Below are 24,478 nucleotides of genomic sequence, written 5' to 3' on the forward strand. Positions count from 1 at the left end.
GGTTGCTGCACAAGATCGCTGAAGAGTCCGAGCAAGGCATCCTCGTAACGGCAGACTGGCGGGCCCGTCCCTCAAAGCCGGCAACCGGGCCTCAGCCTGTTAACGTCAAAACGCCTTAGAACTTGCGATGGTTGGAGATAATAACAGGCCTTGGACGGAGGAAGACGATCGCCGGCTGCTTGAACTGCGAGACAGCGGGAGGTCTACACTATCGATATCCGTGGCTATGAGACGGTCGGTCTCTGCAATTAGAAATCGCCTGTGTATCGTCCGAGCCCGGGCTGCCCGGGCGAAATCCAGTTCAAGCCATATTGAGAGATGATGCGAAGCTCGTCGTTCGAACCCTGCATCCCGACCCGCGCCACCAAGGTCCCTACCTCCAAAAGCTGGCTCCATGAGGTCAAGCATGACGGTTACCGGCTGATCGTGCACCGCGAGGGCAAGCGCGTGCGCCTGTTCACACGGAACGGTTTCGACTGGAGCGACCGCTACCCGCTGATCACCGAGGCCGCGCTGCGCATCCGGTCAACGTCCTTCGTCCTGGACGGCGAAGCCGTGTTGCTTGGTGTCGATGGGATCTCCGATTTCGACGGCCTACACAGCCGCAAGCACAATGACGAAGTGCAGTTCTATGCCTTCGATATGCTGGTGGCAGACGGTGATGATATCCGCAAGCTACCGCTCACCATGAGGAAGACAAACCTCGCCCGACTCCTGGCGCGGCGTGTGGACGGCATCTTCATCTCCGACTTCGAGCGCGGTGAAATCGGCCCAGAGCTGTTCCGGCACGCCTGCATGATGGGGCTTGAGGGTCTGGTGTCGAAGCTCGCCGATCGACCGTACCGGCCGGGCCGGTCACCCAACTGGGTAAAGATCAAAAACCCCGCCTCTCCCGCTATGCTGCGGGCCAAAGATGCGTTCTCCTGAGGACGACAATCTCGCCGGCGCGATCTCAACATGAGTTCCATGCAGTGCGCGCATAGTGCTCATCAAAACCTGTCACGTTAGGCGAACGTACCTCGATGCGCTGGAGGAATTGCTAATCCAGGCCTAAAGCCCTCGTCGCCAAGCAATCGTATTTCAGGCTTGGCGGCGGGGTGTAACTAGAAACGGCTTTGTGTTGAACCGTTCGTCCCGATTTGAACAATCGCACCGATCCCACGTTTTAATAAGAGAGATGCTGGAACCGGTGCCGTGCCGTCAGAAAAGAAACGTGTCGAACTCCAAAGGGAGATCATGCGGTACCGGCAAATAGCGAGCCGGATCGCAGACGAAGAGTTTGTACGTCGCATCAATGAGCAGATCGCAGAAATGGGGCGGCAACTCCGCGAAATTAATGAGCAAGGCACCGAAGAGGGTTAGACAGGAAGTCGAAGTGGAGGTGTTTTGGAAACACCGAAATGAATACGAATGGCATCTGCGCGATGCAGAGAAAGAAGTGATCGCCAAAGGCCTAGCCAATAGCTATGCCGCCGCTCAAGCAGCGGGTGCAAAGCAGGCGAAACGTCTAACAAAGAAGAGGTAAGGCGTCTCAATGGGCGGCATCTTACGATAGTCTCGCAGAACTAGCCGACCCTCAAATTCTCCGCCGACATTTTTCCTCGGTTTTCCTGCACTTCATAACTTACCTTGGTGCCTTCGTTCAGATTGCTGAGGCCGGCCCTCTCCACGGCCGAGATGTGGACGAATACGTCATTGCCCCCGCCGTCCGGCTGAATAAAACCAAAACCCTTAGTCGCGTTGAACCACTTCACCGTACCTGTCGCCACGTCCGCTCTCCCATTGCAAAACAATGCAGGCACCCTAGTTCGGACGCCCCGTACCGCACAAGAGCAACGGCCCCAGTGCGGGCTAGCGCTGGGGCCGTATATGCGCGGCTGGGGCAGCAGGAGCCAGCGCAGGTTCGCAGGCTAATGTTCGGTTGCTGAGAAGACAAACCTATTCGATTCCGCAATGCAAACGGCCCCGGCGCGGAGAACGCCAACGCAAAGGCCGCCAATGGGATCTCCCGGTCAGGGCTGAGGAATCTACCGAGAGCGTCGGGCGCTCAGGAGTTCCATAGAAACGGCCCCAGCGTGCGCGCGGGCGGACACTGGGGCCGACATTTCCTCGAATGATGCTCGGGGGGACGTTGCAGTCACTCGGTCGTGCACAACTAAGCGATCCGGTCAGGAATTGTTCCGCTCCCTTTAGGGGGCGGCTCAATCGCAAAGCCCGCCGGCGCGAACCGGCGGGCTCGACCCCACGGAGCGGCCTTATCCGCCCATGCCCTTGAGCGCTGCGACCGCGCTTCGGAGCGCCGTCATATGCCACCATCGCGTATCGGTACTTAAGTCCTCATCGATGGCATACTCAATAAGCGCAGCTGCGCCGACCGGCGTGGCCGGGCGTATTGGCCAGCCGCTGCACATGTTGCCACTCCGCGTCTATGGCACGGTCGCGCTCGTCGCGGAGCCTGGCGAGCCCGGTACGCTCGTCCCAGGCCCGTCCGGCCTCTATTTTCGCTTCGTAGCGCGCCTTGGCGTCGAGATACTCCTGTTCGACCGTGGCCGGATCGATTTCGCCAGCGTCCAACAGGGTTTGCCGGCGAAGATCAATCTCACCGGCGCCGATGTGGTAGTTGCGCCAATGAATCAACTCTATGGGGCGTCGGCCGTACCGCTCTTCTGAAGGCCGGGCTCGATCTCGCGATGCGCGCGGTTGGATGGCTTCACGAGTTCGCCGCAAAGGAAACGGCCCCAGCACTCGGGGGCGGGGCTGGGGCCGCCTTGGATTGGTGCCGGAGGCGGCTCCGGCACGGAACCGAAACCTTTGGCCTGACCCCAAGGTTCCTAATTTTCGTTAGTGGGTCATTTTTTGCAGTAACTGAACCTTGTCTTGCGGCATGAGGGCATGATCGTGGATGAAGGCCCCTTTCGGGAAAACGACATCATGATCGCGACGATCGCCGCTTGTTAGCCTGGATGATCACGCTTGCTCTACGTACCGCTTTTGGCGGCTGAATTCCCATGCACCGACAGTAGCGTGCTCACAAAAACTCAACCATCAAAGCGCCTCCGGAGAGCACTAGGGCCGCTTCGGGGGTCGTCTGCTGGCACTACGCGCCGGGCTCCTCTTTGGTCTTTTGCGGAAGCTCGCCACGATTCTCGGCAGTCTCTTCCGGATCGCCGGGCTTTTTCCCGGCCATATTGCCGGGGTTGTAATGGAACTTACCTTCAGGGTTTTCGCCGGGGTGTTTCACATTTGGATTTCTTGTATTGTCGTCGGCCATCAGGCGTTCCTTTGAAGGAGGAACAACGTTCAACAGAACTGCTCTGGTTACGTTCCTAATACGAGTGGCCTGTTTCGACCCTTAGTGGCCAGTTTTGAAATCGCCAGCGGCCTGATTTACGTTGTTTACTACTTCGCGATGTGAGCTGTTTTGACCAGTATGTCGGCTGCCGGACGTGCCACGATGGGCAATCACATAAGGCCGCCTCAGTTGGCGGCCTCTTTCTTTGCGTAGTGTTGCGCTCCGCGATGAACTTATTTCGCATCCGGCCGTTGGGGCTCTGGCAGCCCAGCAAACGGGTAGTACGGAGTGCGGACATGCCTACAGCAGGTGTATCTACTAACAGCGTCCCACCAGTTTGCCCGCGTTGCCCGACATGCAACGAAAAAATGACGTTCCTGTCGGTTAGCCCGACCTGCCAAAGCGTGATCTATGGATTTATATGCCGTAACGACGGAGATCGTCTGAGTTGGGAGAGCCTTCAATCCCATCAGCCGAAAGCGGTTGCAGTTGCGGGGCCTCTTTCATTTTGACGCTGTACTGCGCAGCATCACCCAGCTACACGCTGACATCGATTGACGATTTGCCCAACCAGACATACCGCGCTTCAATAGTGCATGCCCGAACTCACCCGCCGCCCTCATCCCGAGCGCTCTGATTGCTGGCACGTCTACTACGGCGACGTTCGCGGTTCAGTCGGGGCTGCCGATCCACGCCAAGCAGTGGCGTCAGTTCCTTCATTAACTTTTCCGGGGTGAGCAATATTGACCACTGTGCAGGCTGCCGGACATGCCAGATTACCTGATCACCGCTCGGCCTTCGGCTTCCATCGGTGACTGAGAGTGTGTTGCGCTCCCGCCCGACCAAAGAGATGCACATCACTTGCCCCAACCTTATGCCCGTCCTGAACCGTCGCTGATCCCAATTGAGCGGCCCCGCTGCCCCCAATGTTTCAAACGAATGATGCTTACGAGGATCAGCCCAGCCTCCGAGGGCTATGACAGCCGCACCTTCGGGTGCGCCAATTGCAATCACACAATGACGCGCACCGTCCCGTGCGATCCGATGTCGGACAAGTCGGGCTGGCAATACAGCAACCTCAAAGCCTCGGAGTGAGCTATGCAGCGCCGCCGTTTCAGCCACAGCTCGACACTTGAAGAACGTCTGATCGATTTGGCTCGACGGGTTCGGTCTGACGTGGAGACGCTTGCGCCATGCAGCGAGCGCGACGAATTAGTCCAGAAGCTTCGGCAGATTGAAACGGCACTTGATATGAGCGAGTTCCTGTTATCCACTAGCTCCAATCGCCCGTAAGGCCGCCCAGCTGGCGGCCCTTTTCATTTCTGGGGCCGCAGAGAAGCTGGCCCCAAGGGCGGGAAGCTCGCTGGGGCCGGCCCACAGTAGTTTGAAATTTCATTCTAAGTGGTCTTTTTATCGTGGAGTAAAATTGTGAGTGACGTGCAAGAATTTAATAGGTTGGCCGTCGGCGTTCGCTTCAAGATCAGTGAACTCGGAGCTACTCGATTGCGATCGCTGGCCGGCAAGACAGGGATCGTGGTCGAGGTTTTTCGAAGCAATACAGGCGTCACCGTGTTGTTCGATGGTGCCCACAGACCAACTTGCCTGCACAGGGATTTTATCGCTCCGATTTCGCGGTAACGCACGGCTCCCGCACGAGCGGTAGAACTACGGACCTTTGTCTTGCCGTCATCTGCTTAGGTGATTGGTCCGTTGCCACTTTTTGGCCAGCCCTTTTTGATCTCGCGAGCGCCGCGATTTGACCGCGCTCTGTTCATGCTCCAGAGTGAGTAGTCCCGGAACAGAAAAAGGCAGCATTGCGCGGCTTCCTTCCTGACGAGCCGCGCAACGCGCCGATGGTCGTTAGACCAAACCTCAATTACTGGGTGCTGTTCTTAGGAATTGCCGGGCTTCCTGCTCCGCAGATTTCTCATCGGTCGCCGCTAGGTCATAGCGGGCAAGCGCGGTGCCGCTGATGTCCACGGCGCAGGCAATCGCTTTGCCGGCATCCCTTCCAGTGTGGGGAACGAATCAGCAGCGTTTCGCTTGGATCCCGGTTCTGTTGCGTAGGAGTTTTTGTGATGCGTACCCCCTCGATCGTGCCCGACGATCAGGCTCAGACCATCTATCTGGTTGCCAATGACTTCGGCAAAATTGGCCGCGCCTGGTGCGAAGCCGACTATGAAACGACTGATCTTGAAACGGTCATCCTGCTCACCGGCCAATACAGCAACCCGATCCGGGTCGTGGCCTTCAACACTGGCGAGCGGTGGTCCGAAGACGTTTCCGAAGATGTCGCGCGTGTGCGATCGAAAAAGTCCGTGTGGAGCTTATCAGCGTTGGCAACTCCTGCTAGGGCTTCGCGCAACGCGTTCCGGCGATTGCGAAGGACGCTGTCCGATGTGGAGCCGTGTGAGCTGACGATGACGTAGGCCCCCCTCATCGGCGAGTTCCTGAACGACAGGCCGGATAGTGCGTGCGCCCGCGGGCCGCATCTCGGTGAGGATGGCGGCTCTCGCCATATCCGGCGTCTTAACCTGGAAACCTGTGGAGGGACGAGGGAGAGCAAGGCGGGCCACTTCGAGCCAAAAAAATTCGAGGACCATTATGAGGCGGCCTTGCAAGAGCTTTTAGAGAAGAAGCAGAAGGGGCTGCCGATCACCGCGTCCAAGAAGGCCGCTCCGAACAACGTCTTCAACTTGATGGATGCACTCACGGCCAGCATTAAAGGCAGCACCCGCACCCCCGCCGCCGATGCGAAGCCGGCCAAGGCAGCCAGTAAGGCAAAAGTGGCCAAGCCGGCCAAGCGAAAAGCCGGTTAATCTGATCCCAACCGCCAGCGCTGACGATGAATAGGTTTGCACCCTGCCTTCCGACACGCGCCACGGCGGTCCCGTCGAGCAAGAACCGGATTCATAAGATTAAGCACGACGGGTACCGGATGATCGTCCAACGGGACGGCGCCCGCGTGAGGCTATTCCACTCGGAACGGCCACGACTGAACCGGCCGGTACCCCTTGATCCAAGAGGCGGCGCTGCGCCAGAGGTGCGTTTCGTTTGTCCTGGACGGGGAAGCGGTGCTGCTGGGTGTCGACGGTCGCTCGGACTTCGACGGCCTCCACAGCCGCCCCGACGCCTGAGGTTGGGTTTTCAGATCAAGAAAAAACCCGCCGGTTAGGGCGGGTTTCCTTCGCGAATCTTGTGGATCTCAGTTCAATGCGAAAAGCGTGAGCATCGGTATCCAGCTCCCGAATTTAGAAACGGCCCCAACCGGGGGGCCGCCAACCCGAAGGGTCCGGGTTTTCCTCCAGCAGTCGGGGGGCTACCTTGGCTGGCTGGAAGCTTCAGATATGACGTCCCGACAAGTCCGATTGTTCAAAGCTTAATAGAGGTCGCTCGGAGTACCCCTTTCGGCGTAAGAACGGAGCCCGGCAAGATCGCGGTACTAGTCAGGGCCAACGCCGCTGCTGGGGCCGCTTTTTTCGCGAAGCTACTGGTTGACGGCCACGACGTTGAGCTGTGGCTGGGGTACCAAGAAGATTGCCACCTTCCGCCGTCTCGAGAGCAGTACGCCGTCGATGAGTTAAAAGATAAGGCGCTCTGCACGGATCAAGCCTTCCCAATCGTTGAGGAGGAGTACCCCTACGGCCTGTGCGAGGTCATCGAAAAACTGCGCAGGAAATCTCTCAATTGAAGGCCGCCTCAGTTGGCGGCCTCTTTCATTGATCCCGCTTCAGCCTCCGCTTTCCCCAATGATGTTCTTGGCGTCGGGATTGAATTCCCGCACCCTCGTGTCGGTTGCAGCGTCCAGCCGGGCCCGTCCATCAAGGGTGCGTCTTCGATCCGTGACCTAGGTCACAGCGATCTGCGAACTAATCTGACATTTCGTTCTCGATCAATGGAACCCACAGTGGAGCTTTAGGAGAGGAGCGGTCGAAAATGGACATTATCGCCCGAAAGAACGAAATCGCCCGAGAGAACAAATCACCGCACGGCAACGGCGACATGGCGGTCTTGCGAGACGATGAGCTTGATGCCGTCACCGGCGGAGTCGGCAAGACCCTTGGAGCAAAAGCCAAAATTATAGACGGCCGGTTTACATGACCCTTGGTTTGCCCGCATTGAGCGCACCGCTTCCAGTCGGTTAAGCGGTGGGTGCGCATGCGTTCCTATGCGAACTTCTCGGCGCCGGCGTGAATTTCACGAAGGTTCCGGACTCGTCAGCAACAGCCGGCCGCGCGAGACGCGAGATCACTTGGTTAATGAAATGCTCTCCGGCATGCTCGATTAGCGTGACCAATTTTACCCACCCTTCACGTCGGTTGGTTAGCCTATCTCCAAATTACAGGGGCTACGGCAATGAAATCTAATTCGAGAAATTCGTTTGGACGGAGTTTGCTTCGGAAGTTTGGCGCTAGCAATCAGGGCAACATCGCAGTTCTGTTTGGGATCGCCGCCGTCCCGATCATCAGCTTCGTCGGCGCCGCGATCGACTATACCCGTGCCAACAGCGCCCGGTCGTCGATGCAGGCTGCCATGGACTCCACCGCCCTGATGCTGTCGAAAGACCTGGCGGACGGAACCATCAAGGCCTCGGACATCAACACCAAGGCGCAGGACTATTTCAAGGCGCTCTACACCAACACCGATGCCAGGGAGGTGACGGTCACGGCGGAATATACCGCCAACACCGGCAAGGGCTCGACCATCAAGATCAATGGCTCCGGCAACGTGCCCACGGAGTTCATGAAGGTCGCCGGCTTCCCGAAAATCGGCTTCGACACCAGTTCAACCTCGCTCTGGGGCAACGTGCGCATGCGCGTGGCGCTTGCGCTCGACGTCACCGGATCGATGAACGACGCCGGCAAGATGACCGCAATGAAGCCGGCCGCAAAGGCCTTGATCGATCAGATCGGCGCCCTCGCCAAGAACCCGGGAGACGTCTACATCTCGGTCATTCCGTTCGCCAAGGACGTCAACGTCGGTGCCAGCAACTACGAACAGTCATGGATCGAGTGGAGCGAGTGGGAGGCTGCGAACGGCAAGTGCAGCGGCAAGAACTCCGGGAACTACCCTACAAGAAGCTCCTGCGTGGCTGCCGGCAGGACCTGGACGGCGAAGAGCCACGATAACTGGAACGGCTGCGTGACCGACCGTGATCAGGACTACGATACCAAGAACACGACGCCGACTTCCGATCCCGCAACCAAGTTTTACGCCGAGCAATACGATGCCTGCCCCGCACAGCTGCTGCCTCTGACGACCGACATGGCCTCAGCCAAATCCAAAGTTGACGCGCTGACCCCGAACGGCGGCACCAATCAGCCGATCGGCTTCGCTTGGGGATGGCAGTCGCTCACCCAGGGCGCGCCGCTCCATGCACCGGCCGAAGATGCCAATTATACCTACAAAAAGGTGCTGATCGTGATGTCCGACGGTTTGAACACCCAGGATCGCTGGCCGTCATACGGTAACGGCCAAGTCCAATACAACGGCGCCATCGACGCCCGTCAGAAGATCCAGTGCGACAACATCAAGGCCGACGGCGTCATCATCTACACGATGCACGTCAACACTAACGGCGATCCGACCTCCTCCGTCCTGCAGTATTGCGCCAGCGGCTCGGACAAGTTCTCTACCGTGACGTCGTCGAGCCAGATCGCGACAGCCTTTAGCGCGATCGGTACGTCGCTATCCAAGCTGCGCGTCGCGAAATAACCGCAGCAAGCGAAGCAAATAAAGCGCCCGGCGCCAAATTGCCGGGCTTTTTTTTTACCGCAGCCACCCAATAGTAGGGGCAGTTCAGCTTCACAATTAGGCTATCAGCGATTTAAGCGAAAGCTTTAGCTTGTAAGCTCGATTGCGAACAGCCGAAATTGTTCGGCATAGTTCCGAGGCAATGATGCTTTCGTTGCAGCCAGCTAGGATCATGTCACGGATAAGATTATCCTCTTGGATAGTCCATGGCGGATGAGTCGAACGTCTTGAAGCCACGCAAATGGGCGTTCTCGATCCACGATTGGCTTTCCACGAAATTCTTAGTATCTCCGCACGCCGTCGAATTGCGCGCGTAGTCCTATTTAAATATAGAGCAATAGTCAGAGCGTCCTTGCCTGAGCAGATAAGAGTTTTGAGCAATGCATCTTCCGACTCCGGCCAGGCCCTCCCGGATCTAGACCTTAATCCCATGATATGCTCCGCTGTATGTCCGTATTCCCAAGGCGTTAATAGAGATTTACAAGACCTCTGGTCCTTCGGAGGTTAGCATCACCCTGTAAGCGAGGCCCGTTCTACACACGCTTAGGCCACTATCGCAGCCTGCCAACAATCGGAACGTTGGGGATAGGGGCGGCGGGTGAGTTCGGGCATGCGCTATTGAAGCGCGGCGCAGTGCTCCTACTGCAAATTATCAATTCCCTGGGGATCGGAACAGCGGCAGGCTACTCCAGATCGCGTCACCGACTCAGTGCGGTCCGCTTCGACTGTGGAAAGGCGATGGCAGCCATCGTCATCGGCCCGCCGCGACTCAGGTTTGCAATCTGCCGGCGCATTCCGCGCTGATGGAGCGGAGCCATGGAGATCGAGCGCTTAGCCGGAAAACATCGATAGGCGGCAGTCAAATTTCCAATTGGGTACTCGTTCTGGCGGCTCTCGTCATAGTCTGGATTATCTACTCATTCGCCGCGCGCTAAGGGCACTGTCGGTAAGAATGAAAGGGGCCGCCAAGTGAGGCGGCCTCCCACGCGAGACCCTTTTCGTGCGACTTTCCAACGCGCGCGCGACGCATTGCAAACCTAGCAGTGGCCGCCGCCGCCGTAAGCGGATTCCTTGCCACTGAGCCACACGGACCAGCATCCTGTCACTGTGTTGAGCTGGACACTGACTTGGCCTGGAAGGCGGATTTGAACGCGCGAACCGCCGCTCACCAGATCGAGTTCGGCAACATTCAACTCACGGATTTCGGTGGTGTTCATTTCAATCTCCTGTTTTTCGTGAAGAGACCATTCCCTTCTCAAGCCGAGTAGTCGCAGGAGTGCCGGTCGTGAACCTGTTCCCTAGGTGACAGGTCGCAATCCCTAGTGTGAGCGAGGTCACCGAGCGCGCGCCATGGTGAGCATGGGACCGGCGTTGGGTGCTGTCCTAATTAGAACACTCACATTCCGAATTAGGACACAGGATGGGCCATATCGAATGGTGAGTTTCTGGGCATCGTGCCCCGCCTTGGAAGGGGCGCGATATGGAATGGGGCCCCAGCCAAGCCCCGGCTGGGGCCCTTTCGTTTGGGCATCCGCAGAGGGGAATTAAGACATGAAGGTTTCGCGGCGCCGCAGAAATGCATCCGTCGCGGCAGGTCACTTTTTCCTCGCCTTCTTCAGAAAACTTTTCCGCGAATAAATGGCGCCGATGGAGCGCTTCATTTTCAGCGCGATCAAGGTGACGGCCATTCCGGAAACCAATAGTTTCCGCAGCTGATCGTCATCCGTAAATGTCCAGGGGCGGCCTGCTGGACGGGGACCGCTCATTTCCCCTTCGCCTTCAGCCCCACTTCGCGTGCTATCCGCTCGGCCTTTAGCCGCTCCCGATTTTCATCGAAGGACTTCTTTGCCTTCTCATGCTCGCTTGTGGCCGTTTTTGTCTCGACCTTCTTGAAGGCCTTTTCGGCCTCCCGCTCTGCAGCTGTTGTTATCTTTCGCTTCATCACTTCTTCGCCTTCAGCCCCAACTCTACAAGCCGCCGTGGGTAATTAGCTCGGCCCGGCTCGGGTTGCCTTCCACGATAAAGCCTCCGATGCTGACATCGACAAATCGTCCATCGCTCAATCTGAGTTGAGCTCCGCTCGCACTTTGCGCATACGTCAAAACGGCCGGACCGGCTTCGACCCAACCTTCCGCGCGTAAAATGGTATCAACCTCAAAGAGGGTAATTTCATACTCGACGGGCGATTCTTCAGCGCCCTTGACGAACAGCGTGCCCGTTCCGCGAAATCGGGTGGCGTCTGTCATTTCGTCCTCGCCCACAGTACAACAGGGGCGCGCATTGCAGCCCGTCCCAACTCAGTCAAACGGATCTCGGTTCGCGGTTTCATTCCGCGAAGTTCTATCCAACCATGGCGCCGTACCCGATCGAGCATACCAGGGCCAGCCGGCACAGGTAGGTGAGCCACCACCTTCCATTCAGTCAAACTGAGATGCTGCATCACCGCGCGTTGGCTCATGTTGGCGGCGACCGGAGTGTCTTTGGTCATTTGGTCTTGCTGTTGAGCCCCAGCTCCACAAGCCGGCGGATGGCTTCGGGGCGCTCGAGTTTCACATCCTGACGGGCGATCCACTCGTCAATTGAGCGCATTTCATACTCGGTCCACTCGGGGTTTGGACTGGTTGCTAGTGCCTTCTGTGCCATTCCTCCAGCAGCGGCTACGGCAGCCGTGATTTTGGCTTGAGTACTTTCCTTCATCGGGTCTTCGCCTTCTTGACTGGCTTCTCGCCTGTGTCTTTCGCGAGGATATTCAGCATGCGGCTGAGCGCCTTGTGAGGACCTACCTGATTGAGCCCGAGTCTAAATCGACGGCTCCGATACGGAGGATTGAAGCGAGGCCCCGCCGGTTCACCCCCGGCGGGTTGTTCTTGGTTTCACCAGTCAATTGCCATGCTGGAGACGATCAACGGCTACTATGAGTTCGGGCCGCGCAAGCACCTCAACCAGCCTATCCAGGAGGAGTTCGTTATTGTGCGGTCGGGGTTCGAGATACTCTTCAAGGATGCGCTGGGCTTCGCTGACAGCTTCGAGCGCTAATTGCTGGTCGGTCATCCGCAACTCCCACAAACAAAGGCTTTTAAGCAAAATAGTTGCAATTGGTTCCCCGCCAATTAACCTGACGCGCGGGCCTTACCTTGCGCTACGGTATTGGCCCTGCGGAAGTTAAAGGAACTGCACGCCGATCATCTTCCCTCGTCGCCAGATGACCTCGCAGAGCCGGTGCCTTCTGCCGCCCTCATTAAATGCTAGTTCAAACCGGCTCGGCACCTCGGACGGTATTTCCGGTAGGACCTTGGCTCCGTTCTTCGATACGTCCAAGATTTGACACGCTTGGTTTGCACGCCCTGTGAACACGATCCAAGCCGATAGATGGCGGACCCGCCGAACTTCCCGCAAATGTTTCTTGGGCGCTCGCATCGGGAAAGTGTGCGACTTTAAGATTGCGAAGAGTTTAACGATTTTTGATCAAGGAATACGCCAGGCCATCGGCAGCAGAGGCGAGGCCCTTATCCTGGCGAAGGGAGAGTTCTTTCGCGAGAGTGATGCGTAAGGAAACCCGCCGGGGGCAGTTACCGGCGGGTTTTTCTTGCCCGCACAAACCGACCATTATACGAGGCTGACAACGGCGAGGACTAATTCGGGGCCGAAATCGCTCGATGCCAGCGCGATCAATGTTCCGGCACAGACGGCTAAAATGGCGGTGACTGTGAGAGCAATCATTTTGAAAATCCCCTGTTGTCAGTGACGAGGAGACTGCTCCGGCTTCGTTTCCGGACGACTGCGTGGGGGAAGGCAATCGGTTTCGTTCACCGAGACGTTAACTCCCGTAGGAAAGTCTCGCCCGGGGTGACGGGACGCAATCAACGTGATCGGGAGGGCCGTTAAAAGGGAGAGGAACAATTCCTGACCGGATCGCTTAGTTGTGCTCGACCGAATGGAAGCAACGTCCCCCCCGCGCTTCATTCGAGGAAATGTCGGCCCCAGTGTTCGCCTGCCGCGACACTGGGGCCGTTTCTTTGGAACTCTTGAACGCCCCAAGAACGACTCGACGCTCCCGGTTGTCTCTCCTCAGCCTGCCACCGGGAGAAAACCCCCGTCCCCCGCGCCGGGGCCGTTTGCGCGATCGCGGCCCATCGAGACCTGACACCGATGGTGCGCAGGCGGGGGATTAGCGGTGCCGCGCTTCGGCTTCCTGCGCCATCTTTATCCAGTCTCCCGCCAGCTTCAGCCAGTGCTCTTGATCGAGCGGGTTTTTCGCCCGGTCGGCCTGATCGCGGCATTCGTCGGCTAGCTTGCGAAATCTGGCGGCGTCCTCGGACATGCCGGCGAGGATACAGGATTGTCCGGTTTCGCCAAATGAGGCGCCCCTTACGGATGCTATGCGGGTTTAGGAACCATGCGGCCATCGTGTATGCCGTGCGTGATGGCGTGGTCGCTGGTCGCTCCCGCCGCCAGCCGAACGATCAGATGGGGTCCGCTCTCCAGCGACCGGGCCACGGTTTGAAAGGCGTTTGGCCTTTTCCGTGGCCTCGCTGTCATCGGCGCAAACCATCGGCTCGTATCCGATGAAATGCCCGTCCTCGCCTACGATGTAAGCGCGATACTCTGGCATCAACGGGGCGCTTGCAGGCCGGGCGATGTTAGCCATTGCTGCATGTGGGCGGCAGTTTCGGCCTGCCGGGCTTTGCGGATTAACCGCTCCCGTTCGAAACTTGGACGGGTGCCTTGAGCCTGCTTCCGCAAGCGCCGCGCCTCTTCGATTAGGCGCTGATCTAGTGGGGCATCATGTTGGATACGGCGTCGTTGCATGGCGCTGCTCCATTCCTGAGGAAGGCGGGAGCGCTACGGTGCGTTCTCATCACCGATAGAAGCCGAAGGCCGGGCGGTGATTGGAACAGTCTGGCATGTGTTTTGGCCGACATACTGGTCAAAACAGCTCACCCTCGCGGAATCGTTAACAACTCAAATCAGGCCGCGGTCGCTTTTTTGCACCCGTTTCACAGCCAAGCCATCGATCCACCAGGAACAGCAGCGCGGTTATGACGATCACGGCCAAGACAACGGTGCCGAGCAACAACAACGGTGAAGAGCAAGCCTCTGCACACACGCCAAACAGCCCTCTGAAAGAACAAAGCGCGAAGCGCGATGTTGCGTCCGTGTTGCGTGGAACGGTTGGGAAGGGTTGGTAAGCCGTTGATTTCGTTAGTATGGCCTTGCAGCGTCTTGCAACACCAGAACAGGCAAGAGAACGGAGCCATAACGGGCAAGAGTGCTTATTCGCCAAGCACTTATAATGGCGCACTCGGAGAGATTCGAACTCCCGACCCTCGGAATCGAAATCCGATGCTCTATCCAGCTGAGCTACGAGTGCCTGTAGCCCGCCCGATTATCAGACTTGTCCGGGCAGGGCCAGCAGCGGAACGTTTAGTAACAGGGGTGCCGGCCGCCCTGGCCGAAGTAGGCGGCCGCGCCCTGGCGGCAATAGTTGGTCGAGGGGCCGTCATAATAGGCAAAAGTGCCGGGCTGGGCGCCGGGCCCGTAATTGTGCTGGTAGCTGATCGGATAGGGCAGCGGCCAGTGATGGCGGTGGTGGCGATTATGGCGGGCGTCCGCCAGGCTCGGCGCCAGGGCCGCGGCGGCAAAGAGGGCGGCGGCGATTAAAAACTTGGCTTTGGGCATTTTGATTCTCCGGAAGATCCCACCAGGAAACTAGACGTTTTTGGCCGGTCCGGGGGCCATTTTACGCAAAACGATTGGAAAAGCTGCGGAAAATTGGCCGAAGCTTGCCCATTTTTGGCCCCTAAAGGATGCTTAACGAAATCCCAACACAGTCCGGCCAAGGTTCTGCGGTGTGGTTCGGACTTCAAGGGCCACCCTCCGCTTTGACAAGGCTATCCGGTTCCCGATCGACCCATGCGCATCACGTCCCTCGCCCTGCTGTCCCTCTCGGTTCTGGTCGCGACCCCGGCGCGGGCCGATCTGCACATCACGCGCGACCATGGCGGCTACGTCGAGGAATACAAGGTCAAGTACAAGCGGATCCGCGACCGCAAGGAACGCGTCATCATCGACGGCATCTGCAACTCGGCCTGCACACTGGTGTTCGGCATCGTGCCGATGAACAAGATCTGCGTGACGCCGAAGGCGAGCCTCGGGTTTCACCTGGCCTATTACGACAAGGCCTTCACCTTCGGCATCAAGGTCACAAGCTCCGACGGCACGTCGGACCTGATGTCCTATTATCCGGATACCGTGAAGGACTGGATCCGTCGCAATGGCGGGCTCACCACCGAGATGAAGAAGATCAAGAACGGTGGCGAGCTCTGGAAGATCGTCGATCCCTGTCCCGAAGCGTTTTGAACCGAGCACAATCGCGCCGGCTCCGCGTCATCAGCACTCCCTAAAACGTCACCACGCCACGGATCGATTCCCCGCGCTTCATCAATTCGAATGCGTTGTTGACGATCTTCGGCACGTCGGTGCGGCCGCGCGTGGCGCGACGGATCCGCGCGATCAGTCCTTGCCGCATAGCATATGATCGGGCACTACGCTTCCGCAAATGAACCGTGACCTTGAAGATCTTGCCGCGCGGGCGGCGCCGGCGATTTTCGTCGTGCTGTGGAGCACCGGCTTCATCGCTACCAAATACGTCGTCAACAACGCCGATCCGTTGACCTATCTCGCGATCCGGATGGCGCTGGTGGTCGTTTTGATGGCTGGTATCGTCGCGATCGCGCGGCCACGCTGGCCGGATCGGATCGGCATCTTCCACAGCGCCGTCGCCGGCATTCTGGTGCACGGATTCTATCTCGGTGGCACCGCGATTGCGATTGCGCATTCGATTCCCGCTGGGCTGTCCGCGCTGATCCCCGGCCTGCAGCCGATCCTGACCTCGACCATCGCCAACCGCTGGCTCGGTGAGCGCGTCACGGCGATTCAATGGGCCGGACTCTTGCTCGGGCTCGCGGGCGTGGTGCTGATCCTGCACAATCGGCCGATGAGCGGCGACGCGGGTTGGGGGTGGCTTGCCTCCGGCGTGTCGCTGATCAGCATCACGCTCGGCACGCTCTACCAGCGGCGGTACTGCAACGCGATCGACTGGCGTGCGGGCAATCTCGTGCAATACATCGCGGTTACGATTTTCTTCGGGCTCGGGGCATGGCTGTTCGAGAACAATGTGGTGCATTGGACCACGGAGTTCGTGCTCGCGCTGAGCTGGCTGGTCGTGGTGCTGTCGATCGGATCGATCGGGTTGTTGTACTGGCTGATCCGCCGCTCGGCGGCGACGTCGGTGGCGAGCCTGTTCTATCTGGTGCCGGCGGTGACGGCGCTGATGGCCTATGTGCTGTTTGGCGAGCAGCTCGATGGAATCGCGCTTGTCGGCATGACCGCGTGCGCGGCGGCGGTGTTTCTGGTCAACCGGCGCGCTGCCTGAGGATGTTTAGCGATTGCGAATGCTCGCATAGGCCGCGAGCGCGCGTTCACGTCCCTTCTTGTGATCCATGATCGGCTGCGGATAGGTCTTGCCGAGTTCGATGCCGGCGCTTGCAAGTTCGAGCGGTGTCGCGGTCCAGGGTTGGTGGATCAGGTCATCGGGCAATTGGTTCAGCTCCGGCACCCAGCGCCTGATGTAGACGCCATCGGGATCGAACTTCTCGCCCTGCAGGATCGGATTGAAGACGCGGAAGTAGGGGGCGGCATCGGCGCCGCAGCCGGCGACCCACTGCCAGTTGGCAGGATTGCTGCCGGCATCGGCATCGACAAGCGTGTCCCAGAACCATTGCTCGCCCTCGCGCCAGTCGATCAAGAGATGCTTGACGAGAAACGAGGCCACCACCATCCGCACACGGTTGTGCATCACGCCGGTGTGCCAGAGTTCGCGCATGCCGGCGTCGACGATCGGATATCCGGTCCGCCCGCGCTGCCACGCGCGCAATGCCTTGGTGTCACCCTTCCAGGGAAACGCGTCGAACAATGCCTGCAGATTGCGCGTTGCGAGATCCGGCAGGTCGTAGAGCAGATGACGGCAGAATTCGCGCCAGCCGAGTTCGCTGAGGAATTTATCGATATCGGATGACAGGCGAGGGTGCTCGGCGGCAGCAAACTTTGCGGCGTGCCAGACCTGGCGCGGGCTGATCTCGCCGAAGCGAAGATGCGGCGACAGACGCGAGGTGCCCTCACGGTCGGGGCGGTCGCGGTCACCGGAATAGCCGGCGATACCGCCGTCGAGGAACGCCTTGAGCCGCGTCTGCGCCGCAGCTTCGCCGGGCCGCCAGCTTTCGCGCAAGCCGCCGGCCCAGTCGGGCCTGGTGGGTTCGAGATGCCAGTCTTCCAGCGCATCGCTGGCGATATCGGATACGCCGTTCAGCTTCTTCGGCGCCGGCAGCGGCTTTGGCGGATCGCCGAGGGATTGCACCCGCCGCCAGAACGGCGTGAACACGCGCAGGCCGCGGTTCTCCTTGTTGCGGATCTGGCTCGGCGCCACCAGCAGGTCGCCTGGAAATCTGTGAGTGGCAACACCACCGAGGGCAGCCGCGACCTGATCCGCCACCCGCTGGTGGGGTGCCTCTGCAATCTCGTTCCAATAGACGGCGCCGGCATCGACCTCGCGCGCGAGGGCGGCAATGACCGTGGAGGCCGTCCCCCGGCGCAACACCAGGGACGCGCCCCGATCCCGGAGGCTCTCCTGCAAGGCGCGCAGCGACCGCGCCAGCCACCAGCGGGCAGCGCCTCCAAGTGTGCGAATGCCCGGCGTCCTCTCGTCGAGTACGAAAATGCATACAACCGGCGCTTGTGCTTTGGCGGCCGCATGCAGGGCGGGATGGTCCGAAAGGCGCAGGTCCTCACGGTACCAGACGATGGCAGGGCGAGGACTCGTCATGCACGCATCAATTTCATCAAATTCCTGAACCTTTGCCTAGGGTTGCATCCATTAATGCGATCGTAAGCAAGAACCGTCAAATTGAGCGCGATTTTGGGGAAAATTGCACATGTCCTTGCCGTCGTTTGGAAAACTCCTGCCGTCGCTGAAACTTCGTCTCGGCACCAAGGCGGTCATTTCCGCCGTCCTCCTGATCGCGGTGAATACCGCGCTGGTTGTAGGCGCGGCCTATTGGTCGCTCAACTCTGAGTTCGGCGACCGGGCGCTGCGCGACATCGAGGTCAATCTGCGAACGCTGGCGCTGTCCTTTGCCGAGACCTACCCCGACGCCAAGATCACGCTGAAGGACGGCATGGTCGCCAAGGCCGAAGCGGCGAAGATGCCCGAATTCAAGGACCACGCGATCGTCGATCGCTCGGTCGGCTATGTCGGCGGCAACGCGACGCTGTTCGTCTATGACGAGGCCAGCAACCAATTCGTCCGCCGCTCCACCAATGTGAAGAAGGAAAATGGTGACCGCGCCGTCGGCACTCAGCTCGCGCCCGATCATCCCGGACAGCCGATCCTGCGTCGCGGCGAGGCCTATAAGGGGCCGGCCACGCTGTTCGGCAAGACCTTCATGACGGCCTATTACCCGATCGCGAATTCGGCCGGAAAGGTGATCGGCGTCCTCTATGTCGGCATTCCGATGGCGCAGTTCGAGACCATGCTGTCGCATGCCATACAGAACATGGCGATCGCAGCGGGCATTGCAGCGCTTCTCGTGATGCTGCTGACGATGCTGATCGTGCGCCGCGTGACCAAGCCGCTGACCTCGGTCACGGCGACGCTCACGGCCATCGCCAACGGCAACAGCGACGTCGAGGTGGGTCATCACGAACGCATGGACGAGATCGGCGAGATCGCGCGCACCGTCGCGGTGTTCAAGAACAACTCGCTCGAGCGCCGCCGGCTTCGCGACGAACAGACCGCGGCCGCTTCTGCCGCCGTCGAACAGCGCAAGGCTGAATTGCGCGGCTTCGTCGACGAGTTCCAGACCAGCGTCGGTGGTATCCTCGACAAGGTGCTGAATTCCTCGGGCGAATTCGAGCGCGTGGCCAAGCAACTCACCGAGACCGCGCGGACCACCGCCGGGCTGTCGGGCCAGTCGGCGGGCGCGTCGGAGACCGCCTCCGAGCATGTCCGCACCGCGGCCGTTGCTTCCGATGAACTCTCCAATTCGATTGCCGAGATCACCCGCCGCGTCCAGGAATCCAACGGGATCGCGGCCGACGCCGTCAAGCAGGCCGCGGCCACCGACCAGCGCATCAACGAGCTGTCGGAGGCGGGCGCACGGATCGGCGACGTGGTGAAGCTGATCACCTCGATCGCCGAGCAGACCAATCTCCTGGCGCTCAACGCGACCATCGAGGCCGCCCGCGCCGGCGATGCCGGCCGCGGCTTTGCCGTGGTGGCCCAGGAGGTCAAGAGCCTCGCTGGCCAGACCGCCAAGGCCACCGAGGAGATCTCGAGTCAGATCGGCAGCATGCAGCTTGCGACCGAAGAGTCGGTCAGCGCGATCAAGGCGATTGGCCAGACCATCGAGCGCATCAGCGATATCGCGACCTCGATTTCGGCCGCGGTCGAGCAGCAGCGCGGTGCGACGGCGAACATCGCCCAGAGCGTCCGGGCCGCCGCAAGCGGGACCGCCGACGTCGCCGTCAACATCCGCAACGCTGCGCAGGGCGCGGGCGAGACCGGCGAGACCTCCAGCCGCATGTTTGCCTCGGCGCAGGCGCTGTCGGGCGAGAGCCTGCATCTGAAGGCCGAGGTCGAGAAGTTCCTGGACCGCGTTCGCGCGGCCTGATCGCAATCTGGCTATCGCCAATCTTTCCGTGACGCCGGTTCTGATGACATCAGAACCGGCGTCATATTTTTCTGACGCCTTGAAAGCGCGATGAACCGTTACTGTTTCGGCTGCGGCACGATCCGGATGTACGGCTTCGGCGACTTCCAGCCCTGCGGATAGATCGTCTTGGCCTCGTCGTCGGTGACTGAGCCTGCGATGATGACGTCTTCGCCCTGTTTCCAGTCGGCCGGCGTCGCGACCCGATGCTTGGCCGTCATCTGCAGGGAATCGATCACGCGCAAGATCTCCTGGAAATTGCGGCCCGTGGTCATCGGATAGACCAGCACCAGCTTGATCTTCTTGTCCGGTCCGATGATGAAGACGTTGCGCACGGTCTGGTTATCGGCCGCGGTCCGGGTTGCGACATCCCCCGAGGTGGAAGCGGGGAGCATGTCGTAGAGCTTGGAGACGTTGAAATCGGTGTCGCCGATCATCGGATAGTTCGGCGCCGCGCCTTGCGTCTCCTTGATGTCCTCCGACCATTTCGAATGCTTGTCGACGGGATCGACGCTGAGCCCCATCAGCTTGACGCCGCGCTTGTCGAATTCGCCCTTCAACTTTGCGAGAGCGCCGAGTTCGGTGGTGCAAACCGGGGTGAAATCCTTCGGATGCGAGAACAACAGCGCCCAATTTGAGCCGATCCAGTCGTGGAATTTGATTTTGCCCTCGGTGGTCTGGGCTTCGAAGTCCGGGGCGACTGCGCCAATCTGGAGTGCCATGGTACACCTCATCTTATTCAAGTTGCAGGAGAATTTCTGTTAATCTGTATAAGCCCTAACGGGGTGGAAGTGAACCTCCCGCCAAAAAAGGCGAGATCCTTCTCCGCGAATAGGGAACTCCTAGCACCTTCTTTCGATCTGCGCCCCTGCGACGAAAAATCCACAGCGGCGGTAATCGCCCGGATTGCCCCGATATCGCCTTTTATGGTCCGCAAGACCCCGGTCCCGGTTGCCGGGGGCGTTCATCGGTCGTTCAACCGAACCGTGACATCAGTCACAGCGACTAACTGGAGTCACCGCGACTAAATGGCAACCATCTAAAAATCTCGGAATGCAAGTTCCGAATCGTTAACCACTCGTTTACGCCGGCGTCGCAATGCTGGACCAGAAAAAGAAATTGAGAAGTGCAAGCTATGTCTGCCCCTAGTACTACCAAATTGATTGAAGCGTCCGCCGTTCTCCAGCCCTCCTGCCGCAAGACCGCTGCCCACGCGCTCACCATCGTGCGCGACGGCGTCATCACCGGCGAGGGCCCGACCACCAAGGGCCGTATCCATTTTTCCCGCGCGCTCGATGCCGATGACGCCGCCTGGTGCGCGCGCATCTTGACCGCATCCGCTGTCGAGCATCAGCCGGTCAGCCGCGCCGAAGCCGAGGCGTTGTTCGAAATCAGCGACGCCGCCGCCGAGCGCAGCGACGATGGCCGTTTCGACGACCTGCTGGCCAAGGCGATCGCCCATCATGCAGCGTCCGAATCCGGCCTGCCGGTGCCGCCGCGCACGATTGCCCTGTCGCCGGACACCGACATCGAAAGCTGGGCCCCCGCCAAGGCCGTCAACATCGACACCAAGGTGCTGGAGTGGATTGCCGCCCAGATGCGCGGCAAGCGCCGCTCCAACCACGCGCTGGCCGCGATGGTCGCGACCCTGGTCGGCGCCGCCGCACTGCCGCTCGCGCAGCTGCCGGGCATGCTGGACATGGGGATGATGTAACGTCATTCTCGCATCGTTGAATTCAAAGCGGCGGGGATTTTCCCCGCCGTTTTTTGTTTGGCGGGGCAGGGGGGTCAATGGGACATTGCGAGCGCAGCAAAGCAATCCATCAGGCCACTTGCGGAGATATGGATTGCTTCGCTGCGCTCGCAATGACGGAGATACAGTTTCGCATTCTCGCGGCACGATCTGCCCGAGGTTTGCAGGTAATCTTCGCTCCCTCGAAGATCAGAGGGGGCAGGGAATGCCGGATGCGCGCTGCACCCGCGGTCTCGTGTGCGATTGTGCAACAAGATGGTGCACACGAGCATACAGGGCAGCGGAGAGCATCCGACATTCCCTGCGCAATGGCCTTACGGCTTATGACGCGCTCTCCCCGGTGAGACGGCCTCTATTGCCACCGTCACTCCTCGGAAGCGTTAGCTTCCTCAGAGCTTGACGCCGTTACGGGCGCCAGGACCACACGCTTTCGCCGTACGCCTTTGCCGCGACCGTCAATCGCAACATCAGCGTCCACCGCAACCCGTCCCTCGTTGTGACGATGGCCAACGCCCCTCTGAGTGGGACGGGATGGCTATTGATGTGCAGGTGATTTGGGGTCGAAGGAAAGGGAAATATTTTTGATTTACAGAAATTTGGGACTTGACATGGTTTCTGTAAATCGGAAGTAGTCTGCCCGACGGGCGACACTGAGCGGATTTTTGGCTCGGTGCGGTAATCGAAACCAGCCGCCAGAGAGTGTGACGTATATCACGCTAGCTGCTCGGCCTGTTGTGCATTGTGATCACGAGATTCGGTTGTTAGTGTCGGTTTTTACTGCCGATTTGGAAATTTTTTGATGCGCGCGTTGCTAGGCATCTTTTTGACGGCTGGGCTCATCTTCCTGGCTGGCCAGCCCGCGTTTGCGGACAAGCGCGTGGCGCTGGTGATCGGCAACTCCTCCTACCGGAACGTGGCCAAGCTCAACAATCCTGCGAACGATGCGGCGGCCGTTGCCGCGATGCTCAAGTCGGCAGGCTTTGACGCGGTCGAGTCCAAACTGGACCTGACCGTCGGCGAATTGCGCAAGACGCTGCGTGACTTCGGCAACAGGAGCCGCGATGCCGATGTCGCGGTCATCTATTATGCCGGCCACGGCATCGAGCTTGACGGCACCAACTACCTCATTCCGGTCGACGCGACGCTCGAGACCGATACAGATGTTCTGGATGAGGCGCTGTCGCTCGACCGTGTGCTGGTTGCGGTCGAACCGGCCAAACAACTGCGGCTGGTCATCCTCGACGCTTGCCGGGACAACCCGTTTACAAAAAGCATGAAGCGAACGATCGCGTCACGCGCGATTGGGCGTGGCCTTGCCAAGGTCGAACCTTCCAGCCCCAACACCATGATTGCATTTGCGGCTAAAGCCGGTTCAACCGCATCCGATGGCTATGGCAAGAACAGTCCATTCGCAGCCGCGCTGGTCAATTACCTTGCCAAGCCGGGCCTTGATCTTCGCAAGGCGTTCGGTTTCGTGCGTGACGATGTCTTGAAGGCAACCAATAATGCGCAAGAGCCGTTCGTGTATGGCTCCTTGGGCGGCAACGACGTAACGCTGGTGCCAGCCCCGCCTGCCGCTGTCGCTGCGCCGGTCGATCAGGACGCCACGATGCGGCGCGACTATGAATTTGCCGATCGGGTCGGGACAAAACCCGTATGGGATGCCTTCATCGAGAGGTATCCTTCGGGCTTCTTTACCGCGCTTGCCAAGGCACAGCGTGACAAGCTCGCGGCGGAAGCTGCGCGGATAGATGCAACCAACAAGGCCAAAGCCGCCCAGGAGGAGCAGGCCAGGCTTGCGGCCGAGGGAGCCAGAGCGGCCGAGCAAGTGAAGGCCGCCGAGCAAGCCAAGGCTGCCGAAAAGGCACGGCTCGCGGCGGAAGCGGCCAAGAAAGCCGAAGATGCCAAAGTTGCCGAAGCCGAACGCGTCAAAGCCGCGGCACAGGCCAAGGCAGCGGAAAAGGAAGCCGAACGTGTCAAGGCGGCCGCAGCCGTCAACGCTGCGAGAGAGGCGAAGCTGGCGGCCGAATTAAAAATCAGGGAAGAAAAGGCTGCTGCTGAACAAAAGGCCAAGGAAGAAAAGCTTGCCGCACTGACGCCACCGGCTGACAAATCGGACCAACAAACGGCAGTTGATCTTCCACGTTCCTTACAGGTCGAATTGCGGAGAGTTGGTTGCAACACAGGCGCGGTAGACGGCAACTGGAACGCGGCGTCGCAGCGGTCGCTTGATCTATTCAGCAAGTACGCGGGCGTGAAGCTTGATGTGAGGGTCGCCAGCGTCGACGCACTCGACCTTGTCAAGAGCAATACGGCGCGCGTTTGTCCGCTGATTTGCGAACACGGGTTCAAGGCCGATGGCGAACGCTGCACAAGGATTACGTGCAGGCCAGGCTACGAGGTCGGCGACGACAACATTTGCGAAAAGATTGAAGTGAAAAAGCCGACGGCAAAACGCGAAGAGCCGAAGCGTGAAAGGTCGGAACGTGCGAAGGCAGCAACTCCAGCAGAAAAGCCGCAGGCTTCGGGGCAAATCATTTGCGGTTCGGGGGGCTGCAGGCCTGTCCAAAAAGGGTGCAGAATTGTTCAGGGTAGTGGCCTGCATGGGGTTACCACCCTTAACAGCGGACAACGCGAGGAATGCCACTAGGGCGTAAGGACTGTTGCGCCGCTACGGCGCCGTGGGCGGGCCATTGAGTTGAGTTCCGGGCCTTTAATTCCCGACCCGGCACCCCATATAGAGTGCCATGGCACAATGGAAAGCATCTGTCGCGCGGCAACCACCGATGACCAAGGCGGAACTGCGGGAGATGCTGACCGACGCGGTCCGCAACACGCAGCCCGGTGCTGACCAAGAGCCGAAACGCTCCCCGAAGGTCGAGAACGATCGGCCCTGACGGGCCGCCCGACGAT

General features: G+C 59.5%; 25 protein-coding genes and 1 tRNA gene. 11 read left to right on the plus strand and 15 right to left on the minus strand.

Going from position 1 to position 24,478, the window contains the following annotated elements:
• Nucleotides 1-321: 321 nt before the first annotated feature.
• On the plus strand, nt 322-927 hold the full coding sequence (locus JQ575_RS19515) for an RNA ligase family protein (RefSeq protein ID WP_212034840.1): 606 nt from the start codon (nt 322-324) through the stop codon (nt 925-927).
• Nucleotides 928-1,294: 367 nt separating this feature from the next.
• Entirely contained in the window at nt 1,295-1,525 is a 231-nt protein-coding gene (locus JQ575_RS19520) for a hypothetical protein (RefSeq protein ID WP_212034841.1), read from the plus strand.
• A gap of 40 nt (nt 1,526-1,565) precedes the next feature.
• Here JQ575_RS19520 and JQ575_RS19525 read toward each other — a convergent pair whose 3' ends face one another.
• The 3 genes from JQ575_RS19525 to JQ575_RS19535 form a co-directional block, all read right to left on the minus strand.
• Entirely contained in the window at nt 1,566-1,769 is a 204-nt protein-coding gene (locus JQ575_RS19525) for a cold-shock protein (protein ID WP_212034842.1), read from the minus strand.
• A gap of 583 nt (nt 1,770-2,352) precedes the next feature.
• Complete coding sequence (locus tag JQ575_RS19530; RefSeq protein WP_212034843.1) at nt 2,353-2,637, minus strand: hypothetical protein; 285 nt, start codon at nt 2,635-2,637, stop codon at nt 2,353-2,355.
• 460 nt (nt 2,638-3,097) lie between these two features.
• Nucleotides 3,098-3,271, minus strand: coding sequence for a hypothetical protein (locus tag JQ575_RS19535; protein ID WP_212034844.1), 174 nt, complete (start codon nt 3,269-3,271; stop codon nt 3,098-3,100).
• 2,099 nt (nt 3,272-5,370) lie between these two features.
• Here JQ575_RS19535 and JQ575_RS19540 point away from each other — a divergent pair.
• The 4 genes from JQ575_RS19540 to JQ575_RS19555 all read left to right on the plus strand — a co-directional run bounded on the left by JQ575_RS19540 (nt 5,371) and on the right by JQ575_RS19555 (nt 9,007).
• Entirely contained in the window at nt 5,371-5,721 is a 351-nt protein-coding gene (locus tag JQ575_RS19540; RefSeq protein WP_212034845.1) for a hypothetical protein, read from the plus strand.
• 186 nt (nt 5,722-5,907) lie between these two features.
• A complete protein-coding gene (locus JQ575_RS19545; RefSeq protein ID WP_212034846.1) occupies nt 5,908-6,111 on the plus strand; it encodes a hypothetical protein in 204 nt (67 codons plus the stop codon).
• Between the two features lie 1,117 nt (nt 6,112-7,228).
• Complete coding sequence (locus JQ575_RS19550; protein WP_212034847.1) at nt 7,229-7,393, plus strand: hypothetical protein; 165 nt, start codon at nt 7,229-7,231, stop codon at nt 7,391-7,393.
• A 255-nt stretch (nt 7,394-7,648) separates the two neighbouring features.
• The gene (locus tag JQ575_RS19555; RefSeq protein ID WP_212034848.1) at nt 7,649-9,007 is read left to right on the plus strand and encodes a pilus assembly protein; all 1,359 of its coding nucleotides are present in this window, start codon (nt 7,649-7,651) and stop codon (nt 9,005-9,007) included.
• Between the two features lie 1,076 nt (nt 9,008-10,083).
• On the opposite strand, the gene JQ575_RS19560 is transcribed toward JQ575_RS19555, so the two are convergent.
• The 9 genes from JQ575_RS19560 to JQ575_RS19600 all read right to left on the minus strand — a co-directional run bounded on the left by JQ575_RS19560 (nt 10,084) and on the right by JQ575_RS19600 (nt 14,725).
• Nucleotides 10,084-10,263 (minus strand): hypothetical protein, encoded by a 180-nt coding sequence (locus tag JQ575_RS19560; protein ID WP_212034849.1) that lies wholly within the window; start codon nt 10,261-10,263, stop codon nt 10,084-10,086.
• Nucleotides 10,264-10,808: 545 nt separating this feature from the next.
• The gene (locus tag JQ575_RS19565; RefSeq protein WP_212034850.1) at nt 10,809-10,988 is read right to left on the minus strand and encodes a hypothetical protein; all 180 of its coding nucleotides are present in this window, start codon (nt 10,986-10,988) and stop codon (nt 10,809-10,811) included.
• 25 nt (nt 10,989-11,013) lie between these two features.
• Complete coding sequence (locus tag JQ575_RS19570) at nt 11,014-11,292, minus strand: hypothetical protein (protein ID WP_212034851.1); 279 nt, start codon at nt 11,290-11,292, stop codon at nt 11,014-11,016.
• 238 nt (nt 11,293-11,530) lie between these two features.
• The gene (locus JQ575_RS19575) at nt 11,531-11,743 is read right to left on the minus strand and encodes a hypothetical protein (RefSeq protein WP_212034852.1); all 213 of its coding nucleotides are present in this window, start codon (nt 11,741-11,743) and stop codon (nt 11,531-11,533) included.
• A gap of 183 nt (nt 11,744-11,926) precedes the next feature.
• Complete coding sequence (locus tag JQ575_RS19580; RefSeq protein WP_212034853.1) at nt 11,927-12,097, minus strand: hypothetical protein; 171 nt, start codon at nt 12,095-12,097, stop codon at nt 11,927-11,929.
• A gap of 111 nt (nt 12,098-12,208) precedes the next feature.
• The gene (locus JQ575_RS46480; RefSeq protein ID WP_409364806.1) at nt 12,209-12,463 is read right to left on the minus strand and encodes a PilZ domain-containing protein; all 255 of its coding nucleotides are present in this window, start codon (nt 12,461-12,463) and stop codon (nt 12,209-12,211) included.
• Nucleotides 12,464-13,214: 751 nt separating this feature from the next.
• Nucleotides 13,215-13,367, minus strand: coding sequence for a hypothetical protein (locus tag JQ575_RS19590; protein ID WP_212034855.1), 153 nt, complete (start codon nt 13,365-13,367; stop codon nt 13,215-13,217).
• A 973-nt stretch (nt 13,368-14,340) separates the two neighbouring features.
• Nucleotides 14,341-14,417, minus strand: a tRNA-Arg gene (locus JQ575_RS19595).
• 53 nt (nt 14,418-14,470) lie between these two features.
• Nucleotides 14,471-14,725, minus strand: a complete 255-nt coding sequence (locus JQ575_RS19600; RefSeq protein ID WP_212034856.1) for a hypothetical protein — start codon at nt 14,723-14,725, stop codon at nt 14,471-14,473.
• Nucleotides 14,726-14,959: 234 nt separating this feature from the next.
• Between JQ575_RS19600 and JQ575_RS19605 the strand changes: the two genes are divergently transcribed.
• Nucleotides 14,960-15,406: a hypothetical protein gene (locus JQ575_RS19605; RefSeq protein ID WP_212034857.1), complete on the plus strand. Its 447-nt coding sequence runs from the start codon at nt 14,960-14,962 to the stop codon at nt 15,404-15,406.
• A gap of 40 nt (nt 15,407-15,446) precedes the next feature.
• Here the strand turns inward: JQ575_RS19605 and JQ575_RS45740 are convergent, their stop codons facing one another.
• Nucleotides 15,447-15,575, minus strand: coding sequence for a hypothetical protein (locus JQ575_RS45740; RefSeq protein ID WP_283842631.1), 129 nt, complete (start codon nt 15,573-15,575; stop codon nt 15,447-15,449).
• Between the two features lie 30 nt (nt 15,576-15,605).
• Between JQ575_RS45740 and JQ575_RS19610 the strand changes: the two genes are divergently transcribed.
• On the plus strand, nt 15,606-16,481 hold the full coding sequence (locus JQ575_RS19610) for a DMT family transporter (protein ID WP_212034858.1): 876 nt from the start codon (nt 15,606-15,608) through the stop codon (nt 16,479-16,481).
• Between the two features lie 6 nt (nt 16,482-16,487).
• On the opposite strand, the gene JQ575_RS19615 is transcribed toward JQ575_RS19610, so the two are convergent.
• On the minus strand, nt 16,488-17,927 hold the full coding sequence (locus JQ575_RS19615) for a deoxyribodipyrimidine photo-lyase (protein WP_212034859.1): 1,440 nt from the start codon (nt 17,925-17,927) through the stop codon (nt 16,488-16,490).
• A gap of 109 nt (nt 17,928-18,036) precedes the next feature.
• Here JQ575_RS19615 and JQ575_RS19620 point away from each other — a divergent pair, with 109 nt between their 5' ends.
• Nucleotides 18,037-19,773, plus strand: coding sequence for a methyl-accepting chemotaxis protein (locus JQ575_RS19620; protein WP_212034860.1), 1,737 nt, complete (start codon nt 18,037-18,039; stop codon nt 19,771-19,773).
• Nucleotides 19,774-19,871: 98 nt separating this feature from the next.
• Here the strand turns inward: JQ575_RS19620 and JQ575_RS19625 are convergent, their stop codons facing one another.
• Nucleotides 19,872-20,534 (minus strand): peroxiredoxin, encoded by a 663-nt coding sequence (locus JQ575_RS19625; RefSeq protein WP_212034861.1) that lies wholly within the window; start codon nt 20,532-20,534, stop codon nt 19,872-19,874.
• 413 nt (nt 20,535-20,947) lie between these two features.
• Between JQ575_RS19625 and JQ575_RS19630 the strand changes: the two genes are divergently transcribed.
• Both JQ575_RS19630 and JQ575_RS19635 read left to right on the plus strand, forming a co-directional pair.
• Nucleotides 20,948-21,526: a hypothetical protein gene (locus JQ575_RS19630; RefSeq protein WP_212034862.1), complete on the plus strand. Its 579-nt coding sequence runs from the start codon at nt 20,948-20,950 to the stop codon at nt 21,524-21,526.
• 838 nt (nt 21,527-22,364) lie between these two features.
• Nucleotides 22,365-24,215: a caspase family protein gene (locus tag JQ575_RS19635; protein WP_212034981.1), complete on the plus strand. Its 1,851-nt coding sequence runs from the start codon at nt 22,365-22,367 to the stop codon at nt 24,213-24,215.
• The last annotated feature ends 263 nt before the right edge of the window (nt 24,216-24,478 follow it).

Origin of the sequence: Bradyrhizobium sp. JYMT SZCCT0428 (assembly GCF_018131075.1) — a bacterium.
In the GTDB taxonomy this organism is placed as follows: domain Bacteria; phylum Pseudomonadota; class Alphaproteobacteria; order Rhizobiales; family Xanthobacteraceae; genus Bradyrhizobium.